This window comes from Nocardia sp. NPDC055165 (assembly GCF_053606985.1).
Genome location: NZ_JBSGSS010000022.1, coordinates 1 through 20,167 on the forward strand (window position 1 = coordinate 1; position 20,167 = coordinate 20,167).

The 20,167-nt window shown below is 67.7% G+C and carries 19 protein-coding genes, 1 tRNA gene and 1 pseudogene; 3 read left to right on the forward strand and 18 right to left on the reverse strand.

All coding sequences use genetic code 11. The annotated features are described in order from the left end of the window. Positions 1-179: 179 nt before the first annotated feature. The 7 genes and pseudogenes from ACWFRF_RS31820 to ACWFRF_RS31850 all read right to left on the reverse strand — a co-directional run bounded on the left by ACWFRF_RS31820 (position 180) and on the right by ACWFRF_RS31850 (position 6,788). A complete protein-coding gene (locus tag ACWFRF_RS31820; protein WP_378995800.1) occupies positions 180-875 on the reverse strand; it encodes an ABC transporter ATP-binding protein in 696 nt (231 codons plus the stop codon). Positions 876-1,016: 141 nt separating this feature from the next. Next, positions 1,017-1,922, reverse strand: a pseudogene (locus ACWFRF_RS31825) (ABC transporter ATP-binding protein); the annotation flags it as partial. Between the two features lie 41 nt (positions 1,923-1,963). Further along, the gene (locus ACWFRF_RS31830; RefSeq protein WP_452453817.1) at positions 1,964-3,388 is read right to left on the reverse strand and encodes a branched-chain amino acid ABC transporter permease; all 1,425 of its coding nucleotides are present in this window, start codon (positions 3,386-3,388) and stop codon (positions 1,964-1,966) included. Further along, complete coding sequence (locus tag ACWFRF_RS31835; RefSeq protein ID WP_378995651.1) at positions 3,385-4,422, reverse strand: branched-chain amino acid ABC transporter permease; 1,038 nt, start codon at positions 4,420-4,422, stop codon at positions 3,385-3,387. The genes ACWFRF_RS31830 and ACWFRF_RS31835 overlap by 4 nt, the downstream gene beginning before the upstream one ends. Before the next feature lie 72 nt (positions 4,423-4,494). After that, entirely contained in the window at positions 4,495-5,652 is a 1,158-nt protein-coding gene (locus ACWFRF_RS31840) for a branched-chain amino acid ABC transporter substrate-binding protein (protein WP_379318575.1), read from the reverse strand. 272 nt (positions 5,653-5,924) lie between these two features. Then, complete coding sequence (locus ACWFRF_RS31845; protein WP_056824610.1) at positions 5,925-6,536, reverse strand: ANTAR domain-containing response regulator; 612 nt, start codon at positions 6,534-6,536, stop codon at positions 5,925-5,927. Positions 6,537-6,701: 165 nt separating this feature from the next. Then, positions 6,702-6,788 (reverse strand) — tRNA-Leu (locus ACWFRF_RS31850). Positions 6,789-6,900: 112 nt separating this feature from the next. On the opposite strand from ACWFRF_RS31850, the gene ACWFRF_RS31855 reads away from it, so the two are divergent. The 3 genes from ACWFRF_RS31855 (at position 6,901) to ACWFRF_RS31865 (ending at position 8,737) form a co-directional block, all read left to right on the forward strand. Beyond that, positions 6,901-7,410, forward strand: a complete 510-nt coding sequence (locus tag ACWFRF_RS31855; protein WP_378995656.1) for a monooxygenase family protein — start codon at positions 6,901-6,903, stop codon at positions 7,408-7,410. A gap of 185 nt (positions 7,411-7,595) precedes the next feature. Then, positions 7,596-8,219 carry an arsenate reductase/protein-tyrosine-phosphatase family protein gene (locus ACWFRF_RS31860; protein ID WP_378995659.1) on the forward strand — a complete coding sequence of 208 codons (624 nt, stop codon included), beginning with the start codon at positions 7,596-7,598 and terminating at the stop codon, positions 8,217-8,219. 134 nt (positions 8,220-8,353) lie between these two features. Next, positions 8,354-8,737: a hypothetical protein gene (locus ACWFRF_RS31865; RefSeq protein ID WP_379316948.1), complete on the forward strand. Its 384-nt coding sequence runs from the start codon at positions 8,354-8,356 to the stop codon at positions 8,735-8,737. A 42-nt stretch (positions 8,738-8,779) separates the two neighbouring features. Here ACWFRF_RS31865 and ACWFRF_RS31870 read toward each other — a convergent pair whose 3' ends face one another. From ACWFRF_RS31870 to ACWFRF_RS31920, 11 genes are all read right to left on the reverse strand, one after another. Continuing rightward, the gene (locus tag ACWFRF_RS31870) at positions 8,780-9,676 is read right to left on the reverse strand and encodes an acyl-CoA thioesterase (RefSeq protein ID WP_378995663.1); all 897 of its coding nucleotides are present in this window, start codon (positions 9,674-9,676) and stop codon (positions 8,780-8,782) included. Between the two features lie 2 nt (positions 9,677-9,678). Next, positions 9,679-11,097 carry a pyruvate kinase gene (gene pyk, locus ACWFRF_RS31875; RefSeq protein ID WP_378995802.1) on the reverse strand — a complete coding sequence of 473 codons (1,419 nt, stop codon included), beginning with the start codon at positions 11,095-11,097 and terminating at the stop codon, positions 9,679-9,681. Between the two features lie 145 nt (positions 11,098-11,242). Then, on the reverse strand, positions 11,243-11,914 hold the full coding sequence (locus tag ACWFRF_RS31880; RefSeq protein ID WP_452453821.1) for an amino acid ABC transporter permease: 672 nt from the start codon (positions 11,912-11,914) through the stop codon (positions 11,243-11,245). 3 nt (positions 11,915-11,917) lie between these two features. Then, positions 11,918-12,676: an amino acid ABC transporter substrate-binding protein gene (locus ACWFRF_RS31885; protein WP_452453823.1), complete on the reverse strand. Its 759-nt coding sequence runs from the start codon at positions 12,674-12,676 to the stop codon at positions 11,918-11,920. A 166-nt stretch (positions 12,677-12,842) separates the two neighbouring features. Further along, positions 12,843-13,373, reverse strand: coding sequence for a TM2 domain-containing protein (locus tag ACWFRF_RS31890; RefSeq protein WP_378995669.1), 531 nt, complete (start codon positions 13,371-13,373; stop codon positions 12,843-12,845). Positions 13,374-13,597: 224 nt separating this feature from the next. Further along, positions 13,598-14,674, reverse strand: coding sequence for a prolipoprotein diacylglyceryl transferase (gene lgt, locus ACWFRF_RS31895; RefSeq protein WP_452453825.1), 1,077 nt, complete (start codon positions 14,672-14,674; stop codon positions 13,598-13,600). Positions 14,675-14,795: 121 nt separating this feature from the next. After that, a complete protein-coding gene (gene trpA, locus ACWFRF_RS31900; protein ID WP_378637179.1) occupies positions 14,796-15,596 on the reverse strand; it encodes a tryptophan synthase subunit alpha in 801 nt (266 codons plus the stop codon). Then, positions 15,593-16,858, reverse strand: a complete 1,266-nt coding sequence (trpB, locus tag ACWFRF_RS31905; RefSeq protein WP_378637181.1) for a tryptophan synthase subunit beta — start codon at positions 16,856-16,858, stop codon at positions 15,593-15,595. Before trpB ends, trpA begins: the two co-directional genes overlap by 4 nt. Beyond that, positions 16,855-17,676 carry an indole-3-glycerol phosphate synthase TrpC gene (gene trpC / locus ACWFRF_RS31910; protein ID WP_056824640.1) on the reverse strand — a complete coding sequence of 274 codons (822 nt, stop codon included), beginning with the start codon at positions 17,674-17,676 and terminating at the stop codon, positions 16,855-16,857. The genes trpB and trpC overlap by 4 nt, the downstream gene beginning before the upstream one ends. Before the next feature lie 124 nt (positions 17,677-17,800). Next, positions 17,801-18,598: a TIGR02234 family membrane protein gene (locus tag ACWFRF_RS31915; protein ID WP_378995673.1), complete on the reverse strand. Its 798-nt coding sequence runs from the start codon at positions 18,596-18,598 to the stop codon at positions 17,801-17,803. Further along, positions 18,595-20,133 carry an anthranilate synthase component I gene (locus ACWFRF_RS31920; protein WP_452453827.1) on the reverse strand — a complete coding sequence of 513 codons (1,539 nt, stop codon included), beginning with the start codon at positions 20,131-20,133 and terminating at the stop codon, positions 18,595-18,597. The genes ACWFRF_RS31915 and ACWFRF_RS31920 overlap by 4 nt, the downstream gene beginning before the upstream one ends. Positions 20,134-20,167: the final 34 nt, after the last annotated feature.

Consider the following 20,167-nt stretch of genomic DNA (forward strand, 5'->3'; position numbering starts at 1 on the left):
GGCGTAGGCGACGAAGGAGCAAGCCCCGGTGGCTAACCGGCGGCCCCCAGGGGCCGCGACTCGAGCGCGCCAGCGCTCCAACAAACACAGCGTCGAACCGCCTGGGACAACCGAACGCAGGTGACCCTCGCACCCGCGACTGCCCGCCGCATCGTCGAGGGTCCCCGCGCCGCCGGCAATTAGTCGACGCCCAGGTAGGCCGACATCACCGCAGGGTCGGTGAGCAATCCCGCACCCGGACCGGACTTGGTGACCTCGCCGGTTTCCAGGATGTAGGCGCGATCACTGCGGGTCAGGGCCTGTTGGGCGTTCTGTTCCACGAGCAGCACCGTGGTGCCCTGGCGGTTGATCTCGCTGATGATCCGGAAGATCTGCTGGATCACCATGGGGGCCAGACCCATCGAGGGTTCGTCGAGCAGCAGCAGCTTCGGCCGGGCCATGAGGGCGCGGCCGATCGCGAGCATCTGCTGTTCGCCGCCCGACATCGTGCCGCCGACCTGCTTGCGACGTTCGGCCAGGCGAGGGAACAGTTCGAAGACCCAGTCCAGAGTCTGCTGGTACTCGGTCTTCTTCTCGAAAGGCCTGCCATAGCAACCCATGTCGAGGTTCTCCGCGACCGTCATGCCCGGGAAGACACCGCGGCCCTCCGGCGCCTGGATGAGACCCTCGACCACCCGATCGTGCGCTTTCATGGTGGTGATGTCTTTGCCCTGGAACAGGATTCGGCCCGAGGTGAGCGGCAGCAGGCCCGACATCGCCCGCATGGTGGTGGTCTTGCCCGCGCCGTTGGCGCCGAGCAGAGTCACCAGTTCACCCTGGGCGACCGACAGCGAAATGCCGTGCAGCGCTTGGATCCGGCCGTAGTTCACGACCATGTCCTGGACCTCGAGCAGCGGCGCCTCGGTCTCGACCACGGCCTCCGGCTCGTCCCGCGAGCGCACCACCACGGCGTCCGCCACCGGCGTCGCCCCCTCCTCCGCGGCGGCGACCGATCCCTCGCGCACTTCCTCGATCGTGTCCGCGTCGGGCACGCCGAGGTAGGCCGCGATCACCGCCGGGTCCTCACGCACCTGGGTGGGCAGGCCGTCGGCGATCTTGCGCCCGAACTCCAGGACCACGATCCGGTCGGTCACGCCCATCACCAGGCGCATGTCGTGCTCGATGAGCAGCACGGTGTAGCCGTCGTCGCGGATCTTGCGGATCAGGTCCATCAGCGCCGATTTCTCGCTGGGATTGAATCCGGCAGCCGGCTCGTCGAGACACAGCAGCTTGGGCTCGGTGGCCAGAGCCCGCGCGATCTCGAGCCTGCGCTGATCGCCGTAGGACAGGTTGCGGGCCTTCTCCACCGCGCGTGGCGCGATGCCCACGAACTCGAGCAGCGCCATGCCGCGTTCGATGGCATCACGCTCCTCGCGCCGGAACTTCGGCGTGCGGAACACCGCGCCGGGCACCGAGGTGGTGTGGCGCGCGTCGGTGCCGACGACCACGTTCTCCAGCGCCGTCATCTCGCCGAACAGCCGCACGTTCTGGAACGTGCGCGCGATACCCATCCGGGTGATCTCGTTGCGCTTGGTCTTGGCCAGCGGCCGACCGTCGAAGTGCACGCTGCCCGACGCGGGCTTGTAGACGCCGGTGATCGCGTTGAAGCAGGTGGTCTTGCCCGCGCCGTTGGGGCCGATCAGACCGAGGATCTCGCCGCGGCGGATCTCGAAACTGACCCCGTCCAACGCGGTCAGACCGCCGAACTTGACGGTCAGACCGTCGGTACGCAGCAGGGGCTCGCCCACCGCGGTCTCGATCTCGCGATGCGGCGCGACCACCTCGGCGACGGTCTCGGCATCGGCGAGCTCGGGCAGCACCGCGGTGACGTCGACCTCGCCGGTCGGCTCGACCTCGGGCGGCGGCTGGTAGCCGGCCTTCATGTCTTCGTTGTCGTACAGCGCGTCTCCCGCGCCCGGCCCCGTCATCGCCCTGCTCCGATCGATTCGGCCGCCGGCTTGCGCACGACCGCCTGGTACACCTGTCTGCCGTAGGCGAGCAGTTTCTGCCGCACCGGGAACAGACCCTGTGGCCGCAGAATCATCATCACCACGAGCGCGATGCCGAAGTAGAGGTACTTCAGGTCACCGAGGTTCTGGGCGCCGCCCGGACGGAACAGCAACACACTGCCGAACAGCAGCAGGCCGAGGATCACCGCAACGATCGCCACGCCGATCACCGTCCGCCGGACCCACGCGGCCAGCGCGTCCTTCTTCCACCGCCACAGCAACCACAGCCCGATCAGCAGCGCGACATCGAGGCCGAGCAGCAGGTAACCGGTCGACTCGCTGGACACCAGCTGCACCGACTGCAACCGCATCGGCAGGTAGGCGATGAGGAACGCGCCGACGATCACGCCGAGCTTGTTGCCCGAACCACCCAGCACCACCGCGCACAGGAACAACATCGACAAGATGATGTCGAACTGTTTGGGGTTGACGTAGGTGACCTGACCGGCGTACATCGCGCCGGACAGACCGCCGACCGAGGCGCCGATCACGAACGCCCACAGCTTGAACTTGAAGGTCGGCACGCCCATGATCTCGGCGGCGTCCTCGTCTTCGCGGATGGCGACCCAGGAGCGCCCGACCCGGCTGCGCTCGAGGTTGCCGATGATCAACAGCACCACGATCACGAAGGCCATGCCGAGCCAGAACCACCAGGTGCCGTTGCTGGCCCGCTGGAAGGGATTCCAGCTGCTGGTGTCGCCGAGGTTGCCCGGGGAGAAGAAACCACCGGGGTGCGCCTCGGATTCGCCGACCGTGGGGTAGGCGATCTTGGACAGCCCGAGGCTGCCGTTGGTCAGGTCGCCCAGGTTGTCGGCCATCAGCCGGACGATCTCACCGAAGCCCAGCGTCACGATCGCGAGGTAGTCACCGCGCAGCCGCAGGGTCGGCGCGCCGAGGATCAGGCCCGCGAGCGCGGTCAGCGCGATCGCGATCGGCAGGCAGGCCACCCACGCCCAGCCGGGTTGCAGCCAGCCGCCGTCGGTTTGGTTCCACGGACTGTTCGGACTGGTCAGCAGGCCGACCGTGTAGGCGCCGACGGCATAGAAGCCGACATAACCCAGGTCGAGCAGACCGGCCTGGCCGACCACCACGTTCAGGCCGATGGCGATCAGCGCGTACATGGCGAACTGCGCCATCACACCGCCGAAGCTCACGCCCGGAGTGTCGAGCAGCGGGGGCGGGAACAGCGGCATCAGCGCCAGCAAGGCGATGATCGGCACGCCAACGGCCCACTGGGCCGGACGCGAGAGCCCGTCCCACCAGACCCGGATCGCATCGCCGATGCCACGTCGATCCTGCGGTGCGACAGGCGCTTTCGGGGTTTTCGTCAGGTCTGTCATGCGCGTGCCCTCCCCAGGCTCTCGCCGAGGATGCCGGTCGGCCGGAACATCAGCACGGTCACCAGCAGCACGAACGCGACCACGTCACGCCATTCGGTGCCGAACAGGATCTGCCCGTACTGCTCGGCGATGCCGAGGATCAACCCGCCGAGCAGCGCGCCGCGCAGGTTGCCGATGCCACCGAGCACCGCGGCGCTGAACGCCTTGATACCGAGGATGAAACCGCCGGAGAAGATGATGCCGGTGGGGATGTAGAGCGTGTACAACATCGCGGCCGCGCCTGCCAGCAGACCGCCGATGAGGAACGTCAGCACGATGACCCGCTCACGCGAGACACCCATCAGGGTGGCGGTGTCGGGGTCCTGGGCGACCGCGCGGATGGCGCGGCCGAATTTGGTTCTGTTGATGACGATTTCGGTGGTGATCGCGAGCACGACGGCCGCGGCGATGATCACCAGCGCCACATTGGTGACCTGCGCGCCGAGGAAGCTGAACTGCACCTTCGGCTCCACGAGCCGGATACCGGTCTGGGCGTTGGAGCCGCCGAGCCCCGGCTTGATCTTGGGCAGGATGTAGTGCACGAATTCCTGGATCACGAACGACATACCGATCGCGGTGATCAGGAACGCCAGCGGTTTCGCGCCGCGCCTGCGCAGCGGCCGGTAGGCGACTCGTTCGAGCCCCACCGCCGCGATGCCCGAGACGAGCATGCCGAACAGCATCGCCAAGCCCAGGTACAGCACTGTCAGCAGGACACCCTGGGAATACACGTTGCCGCTGGGCGCGAAGCCGAGCAGTTCCAGTCCCACGTAGGTGCCGAACATGCCGAGCATGAAGATCTCGGAGTGGGCGAAGTTGATCAGTCGGAGCACGCCGTAGACCAGCGTGTAGCCGACAGCGACCAGGGCGTAGATCGAGCCATAGGTGAGGCCGTCCACGGTCAATCGCCAGAACTGGTCGATCACCCCGGAGACGTTGAAATCGATGGACCCTTCGGCCAACAGGGTCACACCGAGCGAAGCCGCTGATGTCATGGTTACTCTCGCGTCAGGCGAGCGGTGCGCGTGGCATCACTGCCACGCGCACCGCTGCACACATCATCTGAACTACTTGACCTGGTACATCCAGATCTGGATGTTGGCCAGCTCGCCGGTCTCGCCCCACTTGTACTGGCGGGCGACGCCGGTGCCGTTGTAGTTACGGACGTAGTCGACCAGCTCGGCGCGGGTGACCTTGCCGGCATCGATTCCCTTGAGCAGGATCGTGGTCAGGTCGTAGCCCTCGACGGAGTAGACGCCGGGCGCCTGGCCGTTGAGCGCCTTGTAATCGGCGGAGAACTTCTCCGGCGCGGGGCTGCACGGGCACGACAGCAGCGCGTCCTTGGACGAGGAGCCGGCCTGCCGGACGAACTCGGGATCGTTGGTGCCGTCGGCGGAAACGAAGGCCGCGGTCACGCCACCGGAACGCAGCTGCTGCACGAACGGTGCCGCCTCGGCGTAGTAACCGGCGTAGAAGATGGCGTCGGGCTTGGCCGCGGACAGCTTCGAGACCGCTGCCGAGAAGTCCTTGTCACCTTCCTTGACGCTCGTCCCGCAGGAGGCGTCGGCCGCGGGACCCGCGGCGGTGATGAAGGCCTTCGCCAGGCCGGCACCGTAGTCGGTGTTGTCCTGCACGACGCAGATCTTCTTGAAGCCCTTCTCACCGGTCAGGTAGTTGGCCACGGCCGGACCCTGCGAGTCGTCGTTGCCGAGGCCGCGGAAGAAGGTCTTCCAGCCGTTCTGGGTGAGCGTGGGGTTGGTGGCCGACGCCGTCAGCGTGGGCATGCCCGCCTCGCTGAGGATCTGGCCGGTCGCCTTGGTCTCACCCGAGAAGGTCGGGCCGACCAGGGCCACGATGTTCGGGTCGGCGACGATCGTCGGAACCACCTGGCTGGCGATCTGCGGCTTGCCCTCGGTGTCGAACTGCTTCACCGAGACCTGACAGTCCGGGTTGGCCTTGTTGTGCTGGTCGAGCGCCAGCTTCACGCCCATGATGATGTTGATGCCGAGGGCGGCATTGCCGCCGGTCAGCGGGCCCGCCATGCCGAGGGTCAGGGGCGCGCACTTGGCCTTGCCGTCGCCTGCGGGGTCCGCGGCCGCACCGGCGTCGGTCGTCGCGACGGCCTTACCCTGGGTATCGAGCTGAACAACCGACTGGATGGAGAGATCGGTGTTGCCGCCACCGCCGCCATCCGACGACTTGTCACTGCATCCGGACAACACCAACGACGCGGCAGCTCCGATTACCAGAACTCCCCGCGTCGACCGACTGCGCCATGTCGAACTGAGCACGTCTCACCTCTATGTCCTGTGCTCCCCGGGTTCACCGAGGGGGCCGACCACGTTCAGCCCGCAGAGAACATATCGCCGCTTTGTTAGATCCGCATCACATTCGCATCATGTCGGAGGTCGGTTGTCCAGCAATAGTTCACATTATTGTTTCGCTTACGTAAACATTTTCTGCTTTCGGCCCACGCGGCGGTAAGAGCCGAACCGCGTCACTGCGGGGTGAGGTTCTCCAGCACGACTTCGGCGACCGCCTTCATCGTCGTGCGGCGATCCATCGCCGTGCGCTGAATCCATTTGAACGCCTGCGGCTCCGAGAGCCCCTGGGTCTGCATGAGCACACCCTTGGCCCGCTCGACCAGTTTGCGCGTCTCCAAACGGTCCGAGAGATTCGCGACTTCGGTTTCCAGCGCCGTGATTTCGTGAAAACGACTGGCCGCCAGTTCGATCGCGGGGACCAGGTCGGATTTGGTGAACGGCTTCACGAGATAGGCCATCGCGCCCGCGTCCCGCGCACGCTCCACCAGATCGCGCTGACTGAACGCGGTCAGGATCACCACGGGCGCAACACGTTTCGACGCGATCTCGGCGGCCGCGTCGATACCGTCACGGCGCGGCATCTTCACGTCCATGATGACCAGATCGGGGCGCAGTTCCTCGGCGAGCTCCACAGCCTGCTGTCCGTCGCCCGCTTCGCCGACGACGTCGTAGCCCTCTTCCTTGAGCATCTCGACGAGATCCATCCGGATCAAGGCCTCATCCTCGGCGACGACGACCCGCTTGGCCGCGGCCTCACGCGTGGCGCCGGCTGCATTCGTGCTCATAGGTTCGACCCCTCTGGATTCCGATGCCTGTCGATCACACCACGACTGGCGATGTAAAGAGTACCTTTTGCTTCCGCGCAGAGAATGCGCCTGCGATGAGATCGCGCACACCCTGCGCCGGATACTCCCCCGCGGAGCGCGGCTACGTACGCCGCGCTTCCGCCGTGGTGCCGAGTGTGGGACTCGAACCCACACGTCCTTCCGGACAACGGTTTTTGAGACCGTCGCGTCTGCCAGTTCCGCCAACCCGGCGCACCGCGGTCACTATAGCGTCTCGGCGCGCCGGGAAGCGAACCGCCGGTCGAACCGGACGTCCACCTGCCCCGTAGTACCTCGAAAGAGCACCTTGGAAGGGGCTGCGATCATGCGCGTGCACAGAACTACGGTCGACCTGAATGCCTACCCCGACCTGGTGATGATCCTGCTCGGCATGCGTGTCCGCACCCCGCGCGGGATGCTGCGGCTGCTCGGCGTCGGCCCGAAGTTGTATCGCTCACATGCCGACCGGCCCGACGGTTTGCTGCTGCACGAGGACATCGTGTGGTCGATGTTTCCACCGCATTGGGGCGCCCGGCAGTACTGGCGCGATCTGGATTCGCTCGAGCGCTGGACGCGATCGGAACCGCACCGGCAGTGGTGGGGCGAATTCCTGCGCGATTCCGGCGGCACCGGCTTCTGGCACGAGGCCTACTTCCGCCGTGGCGGCATCGACGCGGTCTACGACGACATGTCGACCTCGACGGGGCTGGCGGCGTTCGCGCCGGTCGTCCCCGCGCGCGGGCCGATGTTCTCCACCAGGGGCCGCGTGCACGGCACTCCACCGGCCGTGCCGCCGGTCATTTCCGAATCGAATTATTATGACCGAAAAGAGTGACAACCGACACATATCACCGCGAGGTTTCTTCCCCCTATCTCGCGGGTATCACGGTCACACACAACAGATTTGCGCATCGTGAATGATGTACGGCGTTCAACCGAAAGGTGAATAAGTAGTACCGCGCTTGTGATGGTTACAATTCCGGCCTACTCCGTGACAATCGACCCGATTACGGTGTCGGTATGCACGTGCTCTTCGTCTGCAACTCCAATGTCTGCCGGTCGGTGATCGCCGAACGGCTCACCCGGGCGTTCGCGACGGAGCACGCTCTACCGGGCCTCACCGCGGAGAGCGCGGGCACCAGGGCCCTGGTCGGCTTTCCGCCCGATCCGATGGCCGCCGAGACCATCCAGGGCCTCGGCGGGGACACCGCCGGCTTCAAGGCCCGAAAGCTCAAGCCCGAGATGGTCGATCGCGCCGATCTGGTGCTGACGATGACCGATTCCTTACGCGACCAGGTCGGCGAACTGGCCTTCGGCACCGCCCCGCGCACCTTCACCCTCGCCGAGGCCCATCGCATCGCCAAGGTCACCGGTGCGAAATCCATTGCCGCACTGCACCACGCGCGCAACAACCTGGCCTATGTGGGCCGCGAGAACATCGCCGACCCGATCGGCCTCTCGCCCGCGGCGTTCCTCGAGGTCGGCGATCGAATCGCCGAATTGCTGTTTCCCGTGCTGGGCGCGCTCGCCCCCCACGAGCAGACGAAACGGGCCGGCGACACCGATCGGCCCGGCCTGGTGATAGCTCCCAGTGGACCCGGCGCCCCACTGTCGGCCTTTCTCGCCGCGCAACGCAGACGCTGAGCTAGGGCTGTTCGCCACGGCGCGCAGGGATTAGACTTCGGCGCGGACGTGGGTGGTTACCCCTTGCAGGTTCGACACACGACGGGACTACAGACTTGCCGAAACGCATTTCGGATGTTTCGCTCCATGTGTATGTGACGCCGGAGATCCTCGACCGCATCGTCGCCAGTGTCCGGACGGTTCTCGACGACCACGTGCACGAGCGTGACGTCTACGCATGGCGGTTCACCATGCCCGTCGACGCGAGCGACCCGGTGCATCACGAACTCGAATCACAGTGGCGCGGTAGCTATCCCGGCCTCGAGCCGAGCACGGAGAGCACCTACGAGATCGCGCTGAGCCTGGTCGGCGATCAGGCCGATCTCACCGACGCCGACATCGCCGACCTCGAGCGTGGGCTGGCGCTGGCCGTGTACGGAGCGGCCCCACCGCATCACGCGCACGGTGTGCCCTTCACCTTGCGCGCCCATCAGCGCACCGACGTCGTCGCACCCGAACTCGACCACGAACTGCGTTGAGTTCTCCGGCCGGATGACCTCAGCGGGGCCACACCGCGGCGCTCAGCGGGCCGGGAAGTGCCGGATGACGCCTTCCTGCACGGTCGTGGCGATCAATTCGCCTGTGCGCGAATAGAACCGGCCCGTCGCCAAACCACGCGAACCGGCCGCGACCGGCGACTCCGTGGCGTAGAGCACCCAGTCGTCGAACCGGAACGGGCGATGGAACCACATCGAGTGGTTCACCGTCGCCGCGAGAATCCGGTCCAGCCCCCACGACAAACCGTGCGTGGTGATGATCGAATCGAGCACGGTGGTGTCGGAGGAGTAGCCCAGCGCGGCCACGTGCAGCAGTTGATCATCCGGCAACGCGCCGTCGGTGCGCATCCAGACCCGGTTGTGATTGAGCTTCTCGCCGGTGCCCTTGAGGATCCACGACGGATCGTTGGTGTAGCGCATGTCGATCGGATGCGGCGCCTTGATGAACATCTCCAGCTTGTCCTCGAAGCCGACGAAGCTCTCCTCCACCCGGGGCAGGGTTTCGGGATCCGGCACATCCGGGCCCTCGTGCGCGTGCTCCAGGCCCTTGCCCCAGTCCTGGAACGCGGCCAGCATGACGAACAGCTCCTGGCCGTCCTGGCTGGCGGTCACCGTCCGGTTGGCGAGCGCGCGGCCGTCGCGGTGGCGCTGCACGTGGTATTCGATCGGCTTCTTCACATCGCCGCCGCGCACGAAATGCGCGTTGATCGCGTGCAGCGGCCGATCCCCCGCCGTGCGTCCGGCGGCGATGATCGCCTGCGACACCAGCTGCCCGCCGAAGGTGCGGCTCCACACCTTCTCGGGGTGGTTGCCCAAGAAGGTGTCCTCGCCGATCGACTCGAGGTCGAGCAGGTCGAGCAACACCCGCAGATCGGGTGTCGGCTCGCCCTGTGTGGTCTCGATGCCGATCGAAATGCTCACTACTAGTGGTCCTCTTCGCCGATGCGGTGCACGTGGATCAGGTTGGTGGAACCGACGGTACCCGGAGGGGAACCGGCAACGATGACCACCAGGTCACCCTTGCGATAACGCTCCAGCGACAATAGCGCCTGATCCACCTGGTGGATCATCGCGTCGGTGGTGTCCACCATGGGCACGATGAACGTTTCGGTGCCCCAGGTCAGCGTGAGCTGACTACGGACCTCCGGCATCGGGGTGAACGCCAGCAGCGGCAGCGGGGTGTGCAGGCGGGCCAGCCGACGCACGGTGTCACCGGACTGGGTGAACGCCACGAGCGCCTTGGCGTTGAGCCGCTCGCCGATGTCACGGGCGGCGTAGGAGATCACGCCGCGCTTGGTGCGCGGCACGTGGGTCAGGGGTGGCACCCGCGACGTCTCGGACTCGACCGCGGTCACGATGCGGGCCATGGTACGCACCGCGTCGATCGGCCACGCCCCGACCGAGGTCTCCCCCGACAGCATCACCGCGTCGGCGCCGTCGAGCACCGCGTTGGCGACGTCGGAGGCTTCCGCGCGGGTGGGCCGGGAGTTCTCGATCATCGATTCGAGCATCTGGGTGGCGACGATGACCGGCTTGGCGTTCTCCCGCGCCATCTGGATCGCGCGCTTCTGCACCAGCGGCACCTGCTCCAGGGGCAGCTCGACGCCGAGGTCGCCACGGGCGACCATCACCGCGTCGAAGGCCAGCACGATCGCCTCGAGGTTGTCGATCGCCTCGGGCTTCTCCAGCTTGGCGATCACCGGCACCCGGCGGCCGACGCGGTCCATGATGTCGTGCACGAGTTCGATGTCGGACGGCGACCGCACGAACGACAGCGCGATGAAGTCGACGCCCAGCTCCAGGGCGAATTCGAGGTCGGCGACGTCCTTCTCGGACAGGGCGGGCACCGACACGTTCATGCCGGGCAGCGACAGGCCCTTGTTGTTGCTCACCGGGCCGCCCTCGGTGACCCGGCAGACGACGTCGTTGCCCTCGACCGATTCCACCGTGAGGCCGACCTTGCCGTCGTCGACCAGCAGCCGGTCACCGGCCTTGGCGTCCTGCGCGAGCTCCTTGTAGGTGGTCGAGACGCGGTCGTGGGTGCCGTCGACCTCGTCGACGGTGATCCGCACCTGCTCGCCGTTGGCCCACACGGTCTTGCCGTCGGCGAACCGGCCGAGGCGAATCTTGGGGCCCTGGAGGTCGGCGAGGATGCCGACCGCGCGACCGGTCTCGTCCGAGGCCGCGCGGACCATCTTGTAGTTGTCGGCGTGGTCGGCGTGGTCGCCGTGGCTGAAGTTCAGCCGGGCCACGTCCATGCCGCTTTCGACGAGCTCACGAATACGATCCTGGGTAGCAGTGGCCGGGCCCAGGGTGCACACAATCTTCGTCCGTCGCATCACGGCCCCCAGCCTAATGCTCATCCGCCTCTCCGTGAATTTGGCCGGTCGGAGGGTCGTGGTCACCTGGCGACCGGACCGGCGGTTTCGGCGGGAACAGGGGCCGAGCGTTCCCGATGAGTTACCCATGTGTTCACGAAATCAATGGTCACCGAACGGCGACGTGTCTGGAAAGTCTTGTTTCCAAACGACTCTGGCCGAAGCCGAGGATCAGGCAGATCACCCAGTAGTAGAGCGCCGCGACGCCGTAGAGGGCGAAGAAGTCGAAGGTGGGCGCGGCGGCCAGCTGGGCGGTGCGCAGCAATTCGGTGACCAGGATGGTCGAGGCCAGGGAGGTGTCCTTGACCAGGGAGATCAGCGTGTTCGACAGCGGGGGCACCGCGATCCGCGCGGCCTGCGGGAACACGACGTACCAGAGCGTCTTGACATAGGTCATGCCCAGCGATTCCGCCGCCTCCCACTGCCCGTGTGCCACGCTCATGATCGACGAGCGCACCACCTCCGCGGCGTACCCGCCGACGTTGAGGCTGAACGCGATCACCGCCGCCGGGAACGGATCGATGACGATCCCGAATTGCGGCAGCGCGTAGAACACGATGAACAGCTGGACCAGCAGCGGGGTGCCGCGAATGATCGAGATGTAGAAGCGGGCGGGCACCGAGAGCACCCGCCGCGTCGACATCCTCGCCAGCGCGACACCGACCGCGATGGCCAGGCCGATGACGAAGCTGACGGCCGTGAGCGGCAACGTCACCGTCACCGCGGCCTTCAGCATCGGTACCAGGTTGTGCCGGATCAGCTCCCAGGTAGCCGGATCCATCCGCTATTTGCTGACGTCGGTGCCGAAGTACTTCTCCGACAGACGAGCCAGGGTGCCGTCGGCGCGCAACTGCTCCAGCGCCTTGTCGACGTCGGCGATGAGCGCGGTGTCGCCCTTGCGGGCGGCGAAGGCCTGCTTGCTGGTCTCGCCGGTCTGCGCGGCGATCTTGATGCCGGTGTCACCGGTCTTCTTGGTGTACTCACCGACCGCGAGGGTGTCGTTGACGGTGGCGTCGACCCGACCGGCCTTCAGCAGCTGCACCGCCTGCACGAATCCTTCCACCGCTTCGACTTTCGCACCCGCGCCCGACGCGACCTTGCTCCAGTTGCTGGTGGCCGACTGCGCGGTGGTCTTGCCCGCCAGACTCGCCAGCGACGTGATGGAGGTGTTGTCGGACTTGGTGACGATCACGCCCTCGGAGGTCGTGTACGGCTGCGACAGCGCGTACTTGGCCGTGCGCTCGGGGTTCACGGTGACCTGGTTGGCGACCAGATCGAAGCGCTTGGACTCGAGGCCGGCGAAGATCGAGTCCCAGGGAGTCTGCACGAATTCCACCTGCTTGCCGAGCTTCTCGCCGACCGCGCGCGCGACCTCGACGTCGTAGCCGGTGAGCGTGCCGCCCTCCTGGTAGCTGAACGGCGCGTAGGTGCCCTCGGTACCGATCTTCAGCACGTTCGGGTCGGACGCGGACGAGCAGGCCGACAGGCCCGTCGCGGCGACCACAGCGAGTACGGCGGCGGCAATGAATTTGCGCACGGACATCCCTTTCTCCGCTGCGCGTAGGGGGCACGCGCAGGCCAAGCGACGCTACGGCGCCGCCACAGACCGACACAGAGTATCGCTCACCGTGATCGGAATACCGGCGGGGAAACACGAAACGGGTGCCCCGCCGTAGCAGAACACCCGTTCATCCCCGTGCGGGCAGGAATCAGTCGCGCAGCGGGCGACCCTGCGCGTCGGGCACCTTGCCGGTGAGCATCATGATGCCGTCGATCAGCGGCCAGATGGCGCCGAGACCACAGGTCAGCCAGGTCACCGCGATCTGGGCGATGCCGAGACCGGTGTAACCGAGGTAGAAGCGACCGACGCCGAAGCTGCCGAGGAAGATCTGCAGCAGACCGGCCATCAGCTTCTGCTTGTCCGAGAACGGCACGCCGTACATGTCCCGGCCGTAGGGGGCTTCCGGGTCGTTCGGGTTGTAGCCCTGCGGCATGGCCCCGTACGGCGCTGCGCCGTACCCCGGCTGCGGCTGCTGAGCGTACGGGTCGGCAGGCTGACCGTACTGCGGCTGCGGCGCACCGTACTGCGGCTGACCGTAGCCGGGCTGCTGCGGCTGCTGGGCATACGGATCAGAGGGCTGACCGTAGGCAGGCTGGCCGTACTGCGGCTGCGAACCCGAGTCGGGCTGCTTGCTCAGGTCAGGGCCGTACTGTGGATTGGGGTTGTAGGGGTCGGTCACTCATGTCCTCCATCATTCGTGCGGGTACCCGTCGTGGCCCCCGGCCAGTGGCGATCGGCCGAACGGCGGTGCGCCCGCGACGATCACGGGTCATTGTTGCCGGTCCTGCCCACCGTTGTCTTGTCGGGTGCTTCCCCGAGCTGCCCTCGCCATACCGTGGAATATCGCGGCGGGCGTCCGCAATGTTGCCGGACGCCCGCCGATTCCACGAAAACTGTCGTGGATCAGGATTTCTTCGCGTCGGTGACATCCTTCGCGTCGGCGGCGCCGACAGATTCGGACACGACATCCGCTTCTGCCGAATCCTTGTCCACCTCAGCGGAATCCGCCTTCTTCGTGACGTCGACGGCCGCGGTCTCGGAGTCCGTCGTCGCCGCCGCGTTGTCGGCCGCACCGGCGGCGCGCAGCGCGGAGAACTGCCACGGCCAGGGGCGCGGCTCACCGTCGGGCTGCAACTGGGCCGGGGTTTCGCGGCCCTTGGTCGCCAAGGCGAAGTAGGCCATGGCGCCGAGGAAGACGAGTGCGGAGGTGAACGAGTTGATCCTGATGCCGAGGATATGGGTGGCCTCGTCGCTGCGCAGCAGCTCGACGAAGAACCGGCCGAAGCTGTAGCCCGCGACATAGAGCGCGAACAGTCGTCCGTGGCCGATCTTGTAGCGCTTGTCGAGCAGCACCAGACCGATGACGACCAGCACGTTCCAGACGAGCTCGTACAGGAACGTCGGCTGCACGACCTCGAGCACCCGCCCGGTCGACACCCCGTTCATCATGTCCCGCGCGCCGGTCTCCGGGTCGAACCGTTCATAGATCTCCAGGCCCCACGGGAGCTCGGTGGCGCGCCCGTACAGCTCCTGGTTGAAGTAGTTGCCGAGCCGGCCGATGGCCTGGGCGAGCAGCACAGCGGGCGCGACGGCGTCGCCGAGCGCGGGCAGCGGGATCTTGTACATCCGGCAGCCGATCCAGGCACCGATGGCGCCGAAGAACACCGCGCCCCAGATGCCGAGGCCACCCTGCCAGATGTAGAGCGCCTCGACGGGATGCTTGCCCTCGCCGAAGTACTTCTGCCAGTCGGTGGCCACGTGATAGATCCGGCCGCCGACCAGGCCGAACGGCACCGCGAACATCGCGACATCGAGCACGGCGCCCGGCTGACCACCGCGCTCGCGCCACCGGCGTTCACCCCACCAGATGGCGACGACGATGCCGAGAATGATGAACAGTGCGTATGCCCGCAGCGGGAAGGGTCCGAGTTGCCAGACCCCCTGGGGCGGACTCGGAATATAGGCCAGGACTGAGTTCACCCGGCCCACGTTAGTGGAGAGCCCTACGGGCGTGTTGCCGCGACCCGGACGGTGGACGACGGGCCGGTGACGAGCGATGGGCCCGGCCGCGGATCAGCGGCCGGGCCCATCGTACGAACTGCTAGGAGCGAACGGTCGCCGAACGCACGCCCTCGGCCAGTTCGGCCGTCAGTGCGCGCACCGCGTCGAGACCCTCCGGCACGGCCGAGACCAGCGCCGAGCCGACGATCACGCCGTCGGCGTACGCGGCGATCTCGGCGGCCTGCGCCCCCGAGCGCACGCCGAGGCCGACGCCGATCGGGATGTCGGAGTGCGCGCGGATGCGCGAGCACAGCGCGGGCGCGGCCGAGGAGACCGCGTCGCGGGCACCGGTCACACCCATGGTCGAGGCCGCGTAGATGAAGCCGCGGGAGGCCTCGAGGGTCTTGACCAGACGCTCTTCGGTCGACGACGGCGCGACCAGGAAGATGCGATCCAGATTGTGCGTGGCCGAGGCGACGAACCAGTCGTCGGCCTCGTCGGGGATCAGGTTCGGCGTGATGATGCCGGCGCCACCGGCCGCGGCGAGATCGCGGGCGAAGGTGTCGACGCCGTATTTGAGCACCGGGTTCCAGTAGCTCATCACCACGGCCTGCCCACCGGCATCGGCGATCGCCTCGACGACGGAGAACACATCGCGCACCCGCACCCCGCTGCGCAGCGCCTGCTCGGCGGCGGCCTGGATGACCGGGCCGTCCATCACGGGATCGGAGTAGGCGACGCCGACTTCGACGATGTCACAGCCGGATTCGACGAGCGCACGGCACGCGGCGATGGAGCCGGCGAGATCGGGATAACCGGCGGGCAGATAGCCGATCAGGGCGGCCCGGCCCTCGCTGCGGGCCGCGGCGAAGGTGTTCGCAAGACGCGACTGCTGACTCACTGTTGGTGCTCCTCGGCATCGTCGTCGAACAGACCGAACCAGCGCCCCGCCGTGTCCATGTCCTTGTCACCGCGACCGGACAGGTTGACCAGGATGACCGCGCCCTCGCCGAGCTCCACGCCCAGCTTCAGCGCACCCGCCACCGCGTGCGCGGACTCGATCGCCGGGATGATGCCCTCGGTGCGCGAGAGCAGCAGCAGCGCGTCCATCGCCTCGGTGTCGGTGATCGGCCGGTATTCGGCGCGGCCGATGTCCTTGAGGTGGGCGTGCTCGGGGCCCACGCCCGGGTAGTCGAGTCCGGCCGAGATCGAATGCGATTCGATGGTCTGGCCGTCTTCGTCCTGCAACAGGTACGAGTAGGCGCCCTGGAACGCACCGGGCGTGCCACCGGTGAAGGTGGCGGCGTGGCGCCCGGTTTCGACGCCGTCACCGGCCGCCTCGAAACCGACGAGGCGCACGCCCGCATCGGGGATGAAGGCATGGAAGATGCCGATGGCGTTGGAACCGCCGCCCACGCAGGCCACGACGGCGTCGGGCAGCCTGCCCGCTTGCGCCGGAAGCTGGATCTGCTCGCGCGCCTCCAAGCCGATCACGCGCTGGAAATCACGGACCAGCAGCGGGAACGGGTGCGGACCGGCGGCGGTGCCGAAGCAGTAGAACGTGTCGTCGGCGTGGGTCACCCAGTCGCGCAACGCCTCGTTGATCGCGTCCTTGAGCGTCTGCGAACCCGAGGTCACCGGGATCACCTCGGCGCCGAGCAGCCGCATGCGGGCCACGTTGAGCGCCTGGCGGGCGGTGTCGACCGCACCCATGTAGACCACGCAGTCGAGGCCGAGCAGCGCGCACGCGGTAGCCGTCGCGACGCCGTGCTGGCCCGCTCCGGTCTCGGCGATGACGCGTGTCTTGCCCATCCGCTTGGCGAGCAACGCCTGACCGAGCACATTGTTGATCTTGTGCGAGCCGGTGTGGTTGAGGTCCTCACGCTTGAGGAAGATCCGCGCGCCACCCGCGTGCGCGGCCAACCGGGTGCATTCGAACACCGGCGACGGACGGCCGGTGTAGTCGCGCTGCAGCCGGTCGAGCTCGTCGAGGAAGCCGCGATCGGTGCGGATCTTGTCGTACTCGGCGGTGACCTCTTCGATCACGGCCATCAGCGCCTCGGGGACGTGCCGTCCGCCGTATACGCCGAAGTGGCCGCCCGCGTCGGGTTCGTACTCGGAGTGCTGGGCGACACCGGCGCTCGCCGGGGGAAGCACCGTCACCGGATGCTCCGTCGGGCCGGCTTCGGGCAGGACGGGTGCGTGCCGGCGGTCACCAGTTCGGACACGGCCGAACGCGGGTTACCGCTGGTCACCAGGCCTTCGCCGACGAGCACGGCATCGGCGCCCGCACCGGCGTAGGCCAGCAGGTCGGCGGTGCCGCGGATACCGGACTCGGCCACCCGGATGACCTCCGAGGGCAGGCCGGGCGCGATCCGCGCGAACACATCGCGGTCGACCTCGAGGGTCTTGAGGTTGCGCGCGTTGATGCCGATCACCGTCGCACCGGCTTCGAGGGCGCGATCGGCCTCTTCCTCGGTGTGCACCTCCACCAGGGCGGTCATGCCGAGGGATTCGGTGCGGTCGATCAGCGAGGCGAGCACGTCCTGTTCGAGCGCGGCCACGATCAGCAGGATCACATCGGCGCCGTGGGCACGGGCCTCGTGGATCTGGTACGGGCCGACGACGAAGTCCTTGCGCAGCACCGGGATGTTCACGGCGGCGCGCACGGCGTCGAGATCGTCGAGCGATCCACCGAAGCGGCGGCCCTCGGTGAGCACGCTGATGATGCGCGCGCCCCCGTCTTCGTAGGCCTTGGCCAGCACGGCGGGATCGGGAATGTCGGCGAGCGCGCCCTTGGAGGGGCTGGCTCGCTTCACTTCCGCGATGACACCGATTCCGTCCTCGTGCAGCGCGGCGTGTGCGTCCAGCGGTCCCTTGACCGCGGCGGCAGCAGCTTTGATCGCTTGAAAATCGAGGAGGGCTTCGCGAGCGGCAACATCCGCTCGGACCCCGTCGAGAATCGAGTCGAGTACCGTCATCTGGCTCGAATCCTTTCTGGGGAGACGCACTTCTCGCCCGAGAGTCCCCTCGGGCGCTGTCTCACCGATGCTGGTAAAGAATAAATGCCCGCCGCGCGTGTCACTGCGGCGGGGGTGCTGCCGGTCACTTGTTCTCCCCGGCCGGACCGCGGTCGGCGCCGGGAGTGTCCGGGGTATCGGTCGGGTCGGTGCCCGCGTCGAGCGCGTCCCACAGCACCCGGTCCGACAGCGGCGCCGCAGATCCGGTCTCCGCGTTCTGCTTGCTCACCGCGGCGCTGGCGTCGGCCTTGCGGAACACCGGGTTGTCGTATCGGTCGGAGACCTCCTCGGTGCGTTCGCCGGTGCGCCGGGTGAGCAGGATGCCCGCGGCCAGTGCCAGGCTCGCCGCGACGATCGACAGGATCGCGGGACCCAGGTGGGTGTCGGCGGAGCTGACCACCGCGCGCACCGGCAGCTCGGCCAGCGTGCCCGCCCGGTCGGCGGTCCTGCCCGCGCCGACGGCCAGCGCGAACCCCGGCACCGCGGCGGCCGCGGCCACGACCGAGATCACTACCCCGAGCAACTGCCGCAGCACACCCTTGACCGCGAACACCGCCGCGATCGAGGCGACCAGCACCAGCGCGAGCGGGGTGAGCGCGCCGAACCACACACCACCGTTGAGGTCGTCGGTGCGCGGTTCGGTGAGGCCGTCGGCCGAGTACACCGTCACCCACGTCATCCGCGAAGACGCCCACAGCCCCGCTGCCGCCAGCGCGAGCAACACAACCGGCACGATCGGCTTCGCCGCCGTGGCTCTGGCGGAATGGTCGGCCTGCACGCTCGCCGCGTCGGCGGGACGTGCGGCGGACGAGTTCGGGCCGTCGTTCGAGGAGTCCGCCGGGTCGACGGAATCGGTGTGGTCTGCTCCGGGCGTGGCCGTCACAGGTCCCCGCCTTCGTAGGTGCGCAGGGTCTGCGCCGCCGCGATCGCCTTGAGCACCGCCATGGCCTTGTTGCGGGCCTCGGTGTCCTCGTAGACCGGATCGGAGTCGGCGACCACGCCCGCGCCCGCCTGGACGTAGGCGGTGCCGTCCTTGAGCAGGGCGGTGCGGATGGCGATGGCGGTGTCGGCGTCGCCGGCGAAGTCGAGGTAGCCGACCACGCCGCCGTAGACGCCGCGCCGGGTCGGTTCCAGCTCCTCGATCAGTTCCATCGCCCGTACCTTCGGCGCACCCGACAACGTGCCGGCGGGGAAGCAGGCACGCACCGCGTCGAGTGCGATCTTGCCCTCGGCGAGCTGCCCGGACACCGTCGAGACCAGGTGCATCACGTGGCTGTACCGCTCGACGTGGCGGTACTGGGTCACCTTCACCGTGCCGGGACGGCAGACCCGGCCCAGATCGTTGCGACCGAGGTCGACGAGCATCAGGTGCTCGGCGTTCTCCTTCTCGTCGGCCAGCAGGTCCTTCTCGAGCAGGATGTCGTCCTCGGCGCTCTCGCCACGCCAGCGGGTGCCCGCGATCGGGTGTGTCGTGGCTACCCCGTCTTTCACGGTGACCAGCGATTCGGGACTCGAGCCGACGATCGAGAACGCGGTGCCGCCCTCGCCGTCGGGGATGTGCATCAGATACATGTACGGACTCGGGTTCGAGGCCCGCAGCATGCGGTAGACCGCCAGCGGGGAGCCGGTGTAGTCCATTTCGAAGCGCTGCGAGAGCACCACCTGGAACGCCTCACCCGCCTCGATCTCCTTGATCAGGCGGCGCACGCCGGTACCGAATTCCTCAGTGGTGCGCCTGCGCAGGAACTGCGGTTCGGGCTGGCCGAAGATCGATACCGTGGAGGGCGCGGGGGTCGCCAGCGCGGCGGTCATCCGGTCGAGCCGGGCGAGCGCGTCGTCGTAGGCCTCGTCGACCCGGGAGTCGGTGCCGTCCCAGTTCACCGCGTTGGCGATGAGGGTGATCGCGCCTTCGTGGTGGTCGAACGCGGCCAGATCGGTGGCCAGCATGAGGACCAGTTCGGGCAGCCGCAGATCGTCGGTGGCGAGCTCGGGCAGACGTTCGATCCGGCGCACCGCGTCGTAGCCGAGAAAGCCGACCATGCCGCCGGTGAGCGGCGGCAGCCCGGGCAGCCGTTCGGTGCGCAGCAGTTCGAGGGTGTCGTGCAGCACGCGCAGCGGGTCACCGCCGGTGGGTGCGTCGACGGGCACCGTGCCGAGCCAGGCGGCTTCGCCGTCGACCACGGTCAGTGCCGACGGGCTGCCCGCGCCGATGAACGACCAGCGCGACCACGAGCGCCCGTTCTCCGCGGATTCGAACAGGAAGGTGCCCGGCCGGTCGCCGGCCAGTTTGGAGTAGGCCGAGAGCGGAGTTTCGGAGTCCGCCAGCACCTTTCGGGTCACCGGGACGACCCGGTGCTCGGCGGCGAGCAGCCGGAACTGTTCGCGGGTCGTGGTGGTTGGTGTCGACGCGCCCTGCATGGGCCCATCATCCCAGGCGTGCCGTCGCCGACGC

Bases quoted from the DNA above. Each gene is read 5' to 3' on its own strand.
- ACWFRF_RS31830 (WP_452453817.1), bottom strand. From the start codon at position 3,388: ATGACAGACCTGACGAAAACCCCGAAAGCGCCTGTCGCACCGCAGGAT.
- ACWFRF_RS31855 (WP_378995656.1), top strand. From the start codon at position 6,901: ATGCGCGTGCACAGAACTACGGTCGACCTGAATGCCTACCCCGACCTG.
- ACWFRF_RS31860 (WP_378995659.1), top strand. From the start codon at position 7,596: ATGCACGTGCTCTTCGTCTGCAACTCCAATGTCTGCCGGTCGGTGATC.
- ACWFRF_RS31820 (WP_378995800.1), bottom strand. From the start codon at position 875: ATGGTCGTGAACTACGGCCGGATCCAAGCGCTGCACGGCATTTCGCTG.
- ACWFRF_RS31920 (WP_452453827.1), bottom strand. From the start codon at position 20,133: ATGCAGGGCGCGTCGACACCAACCACCACGACCCGCGAACAGTTCCGG.
- ACWFRF_RS31885 (WP_452453823.1), bottom strand. From the start codon at position 12,676: ATGTCCGTGCGCAAATTCATTGCCGCCGCCGTACTCGCTGTGGTCGCC.
- ACWFRF_RS31845 (WP_056824610.1), bottom strand. From the start codon at position 6,536: ATGAGCACGAATGCAGCCGGCGCCACGCGTGAGGCCGCGGCCAAGCGG.
- ACWFRF_RS31880 (WP_452453821.1), bottom strand. From the start codon at position 11,914: ATGGATCCGGCTACCTGGGAGCTGATCCGGCACAACCTGGTACCGATG.
- ACWFRF_RS31835 (WP_378995651.1), bottom strand. From the start codon at position 4,422: ATGACATCAGCGGCTTCGCTCGGTGTGACCCTGTTGGCCGAAGGGTCC.
- trpC (WP_056824640.1), bottom strand. From the start codon at position 17,676: ATGACGGTACTCGACTCGATTCTCGACGGGGTCCGAGCGGATGTTGCC.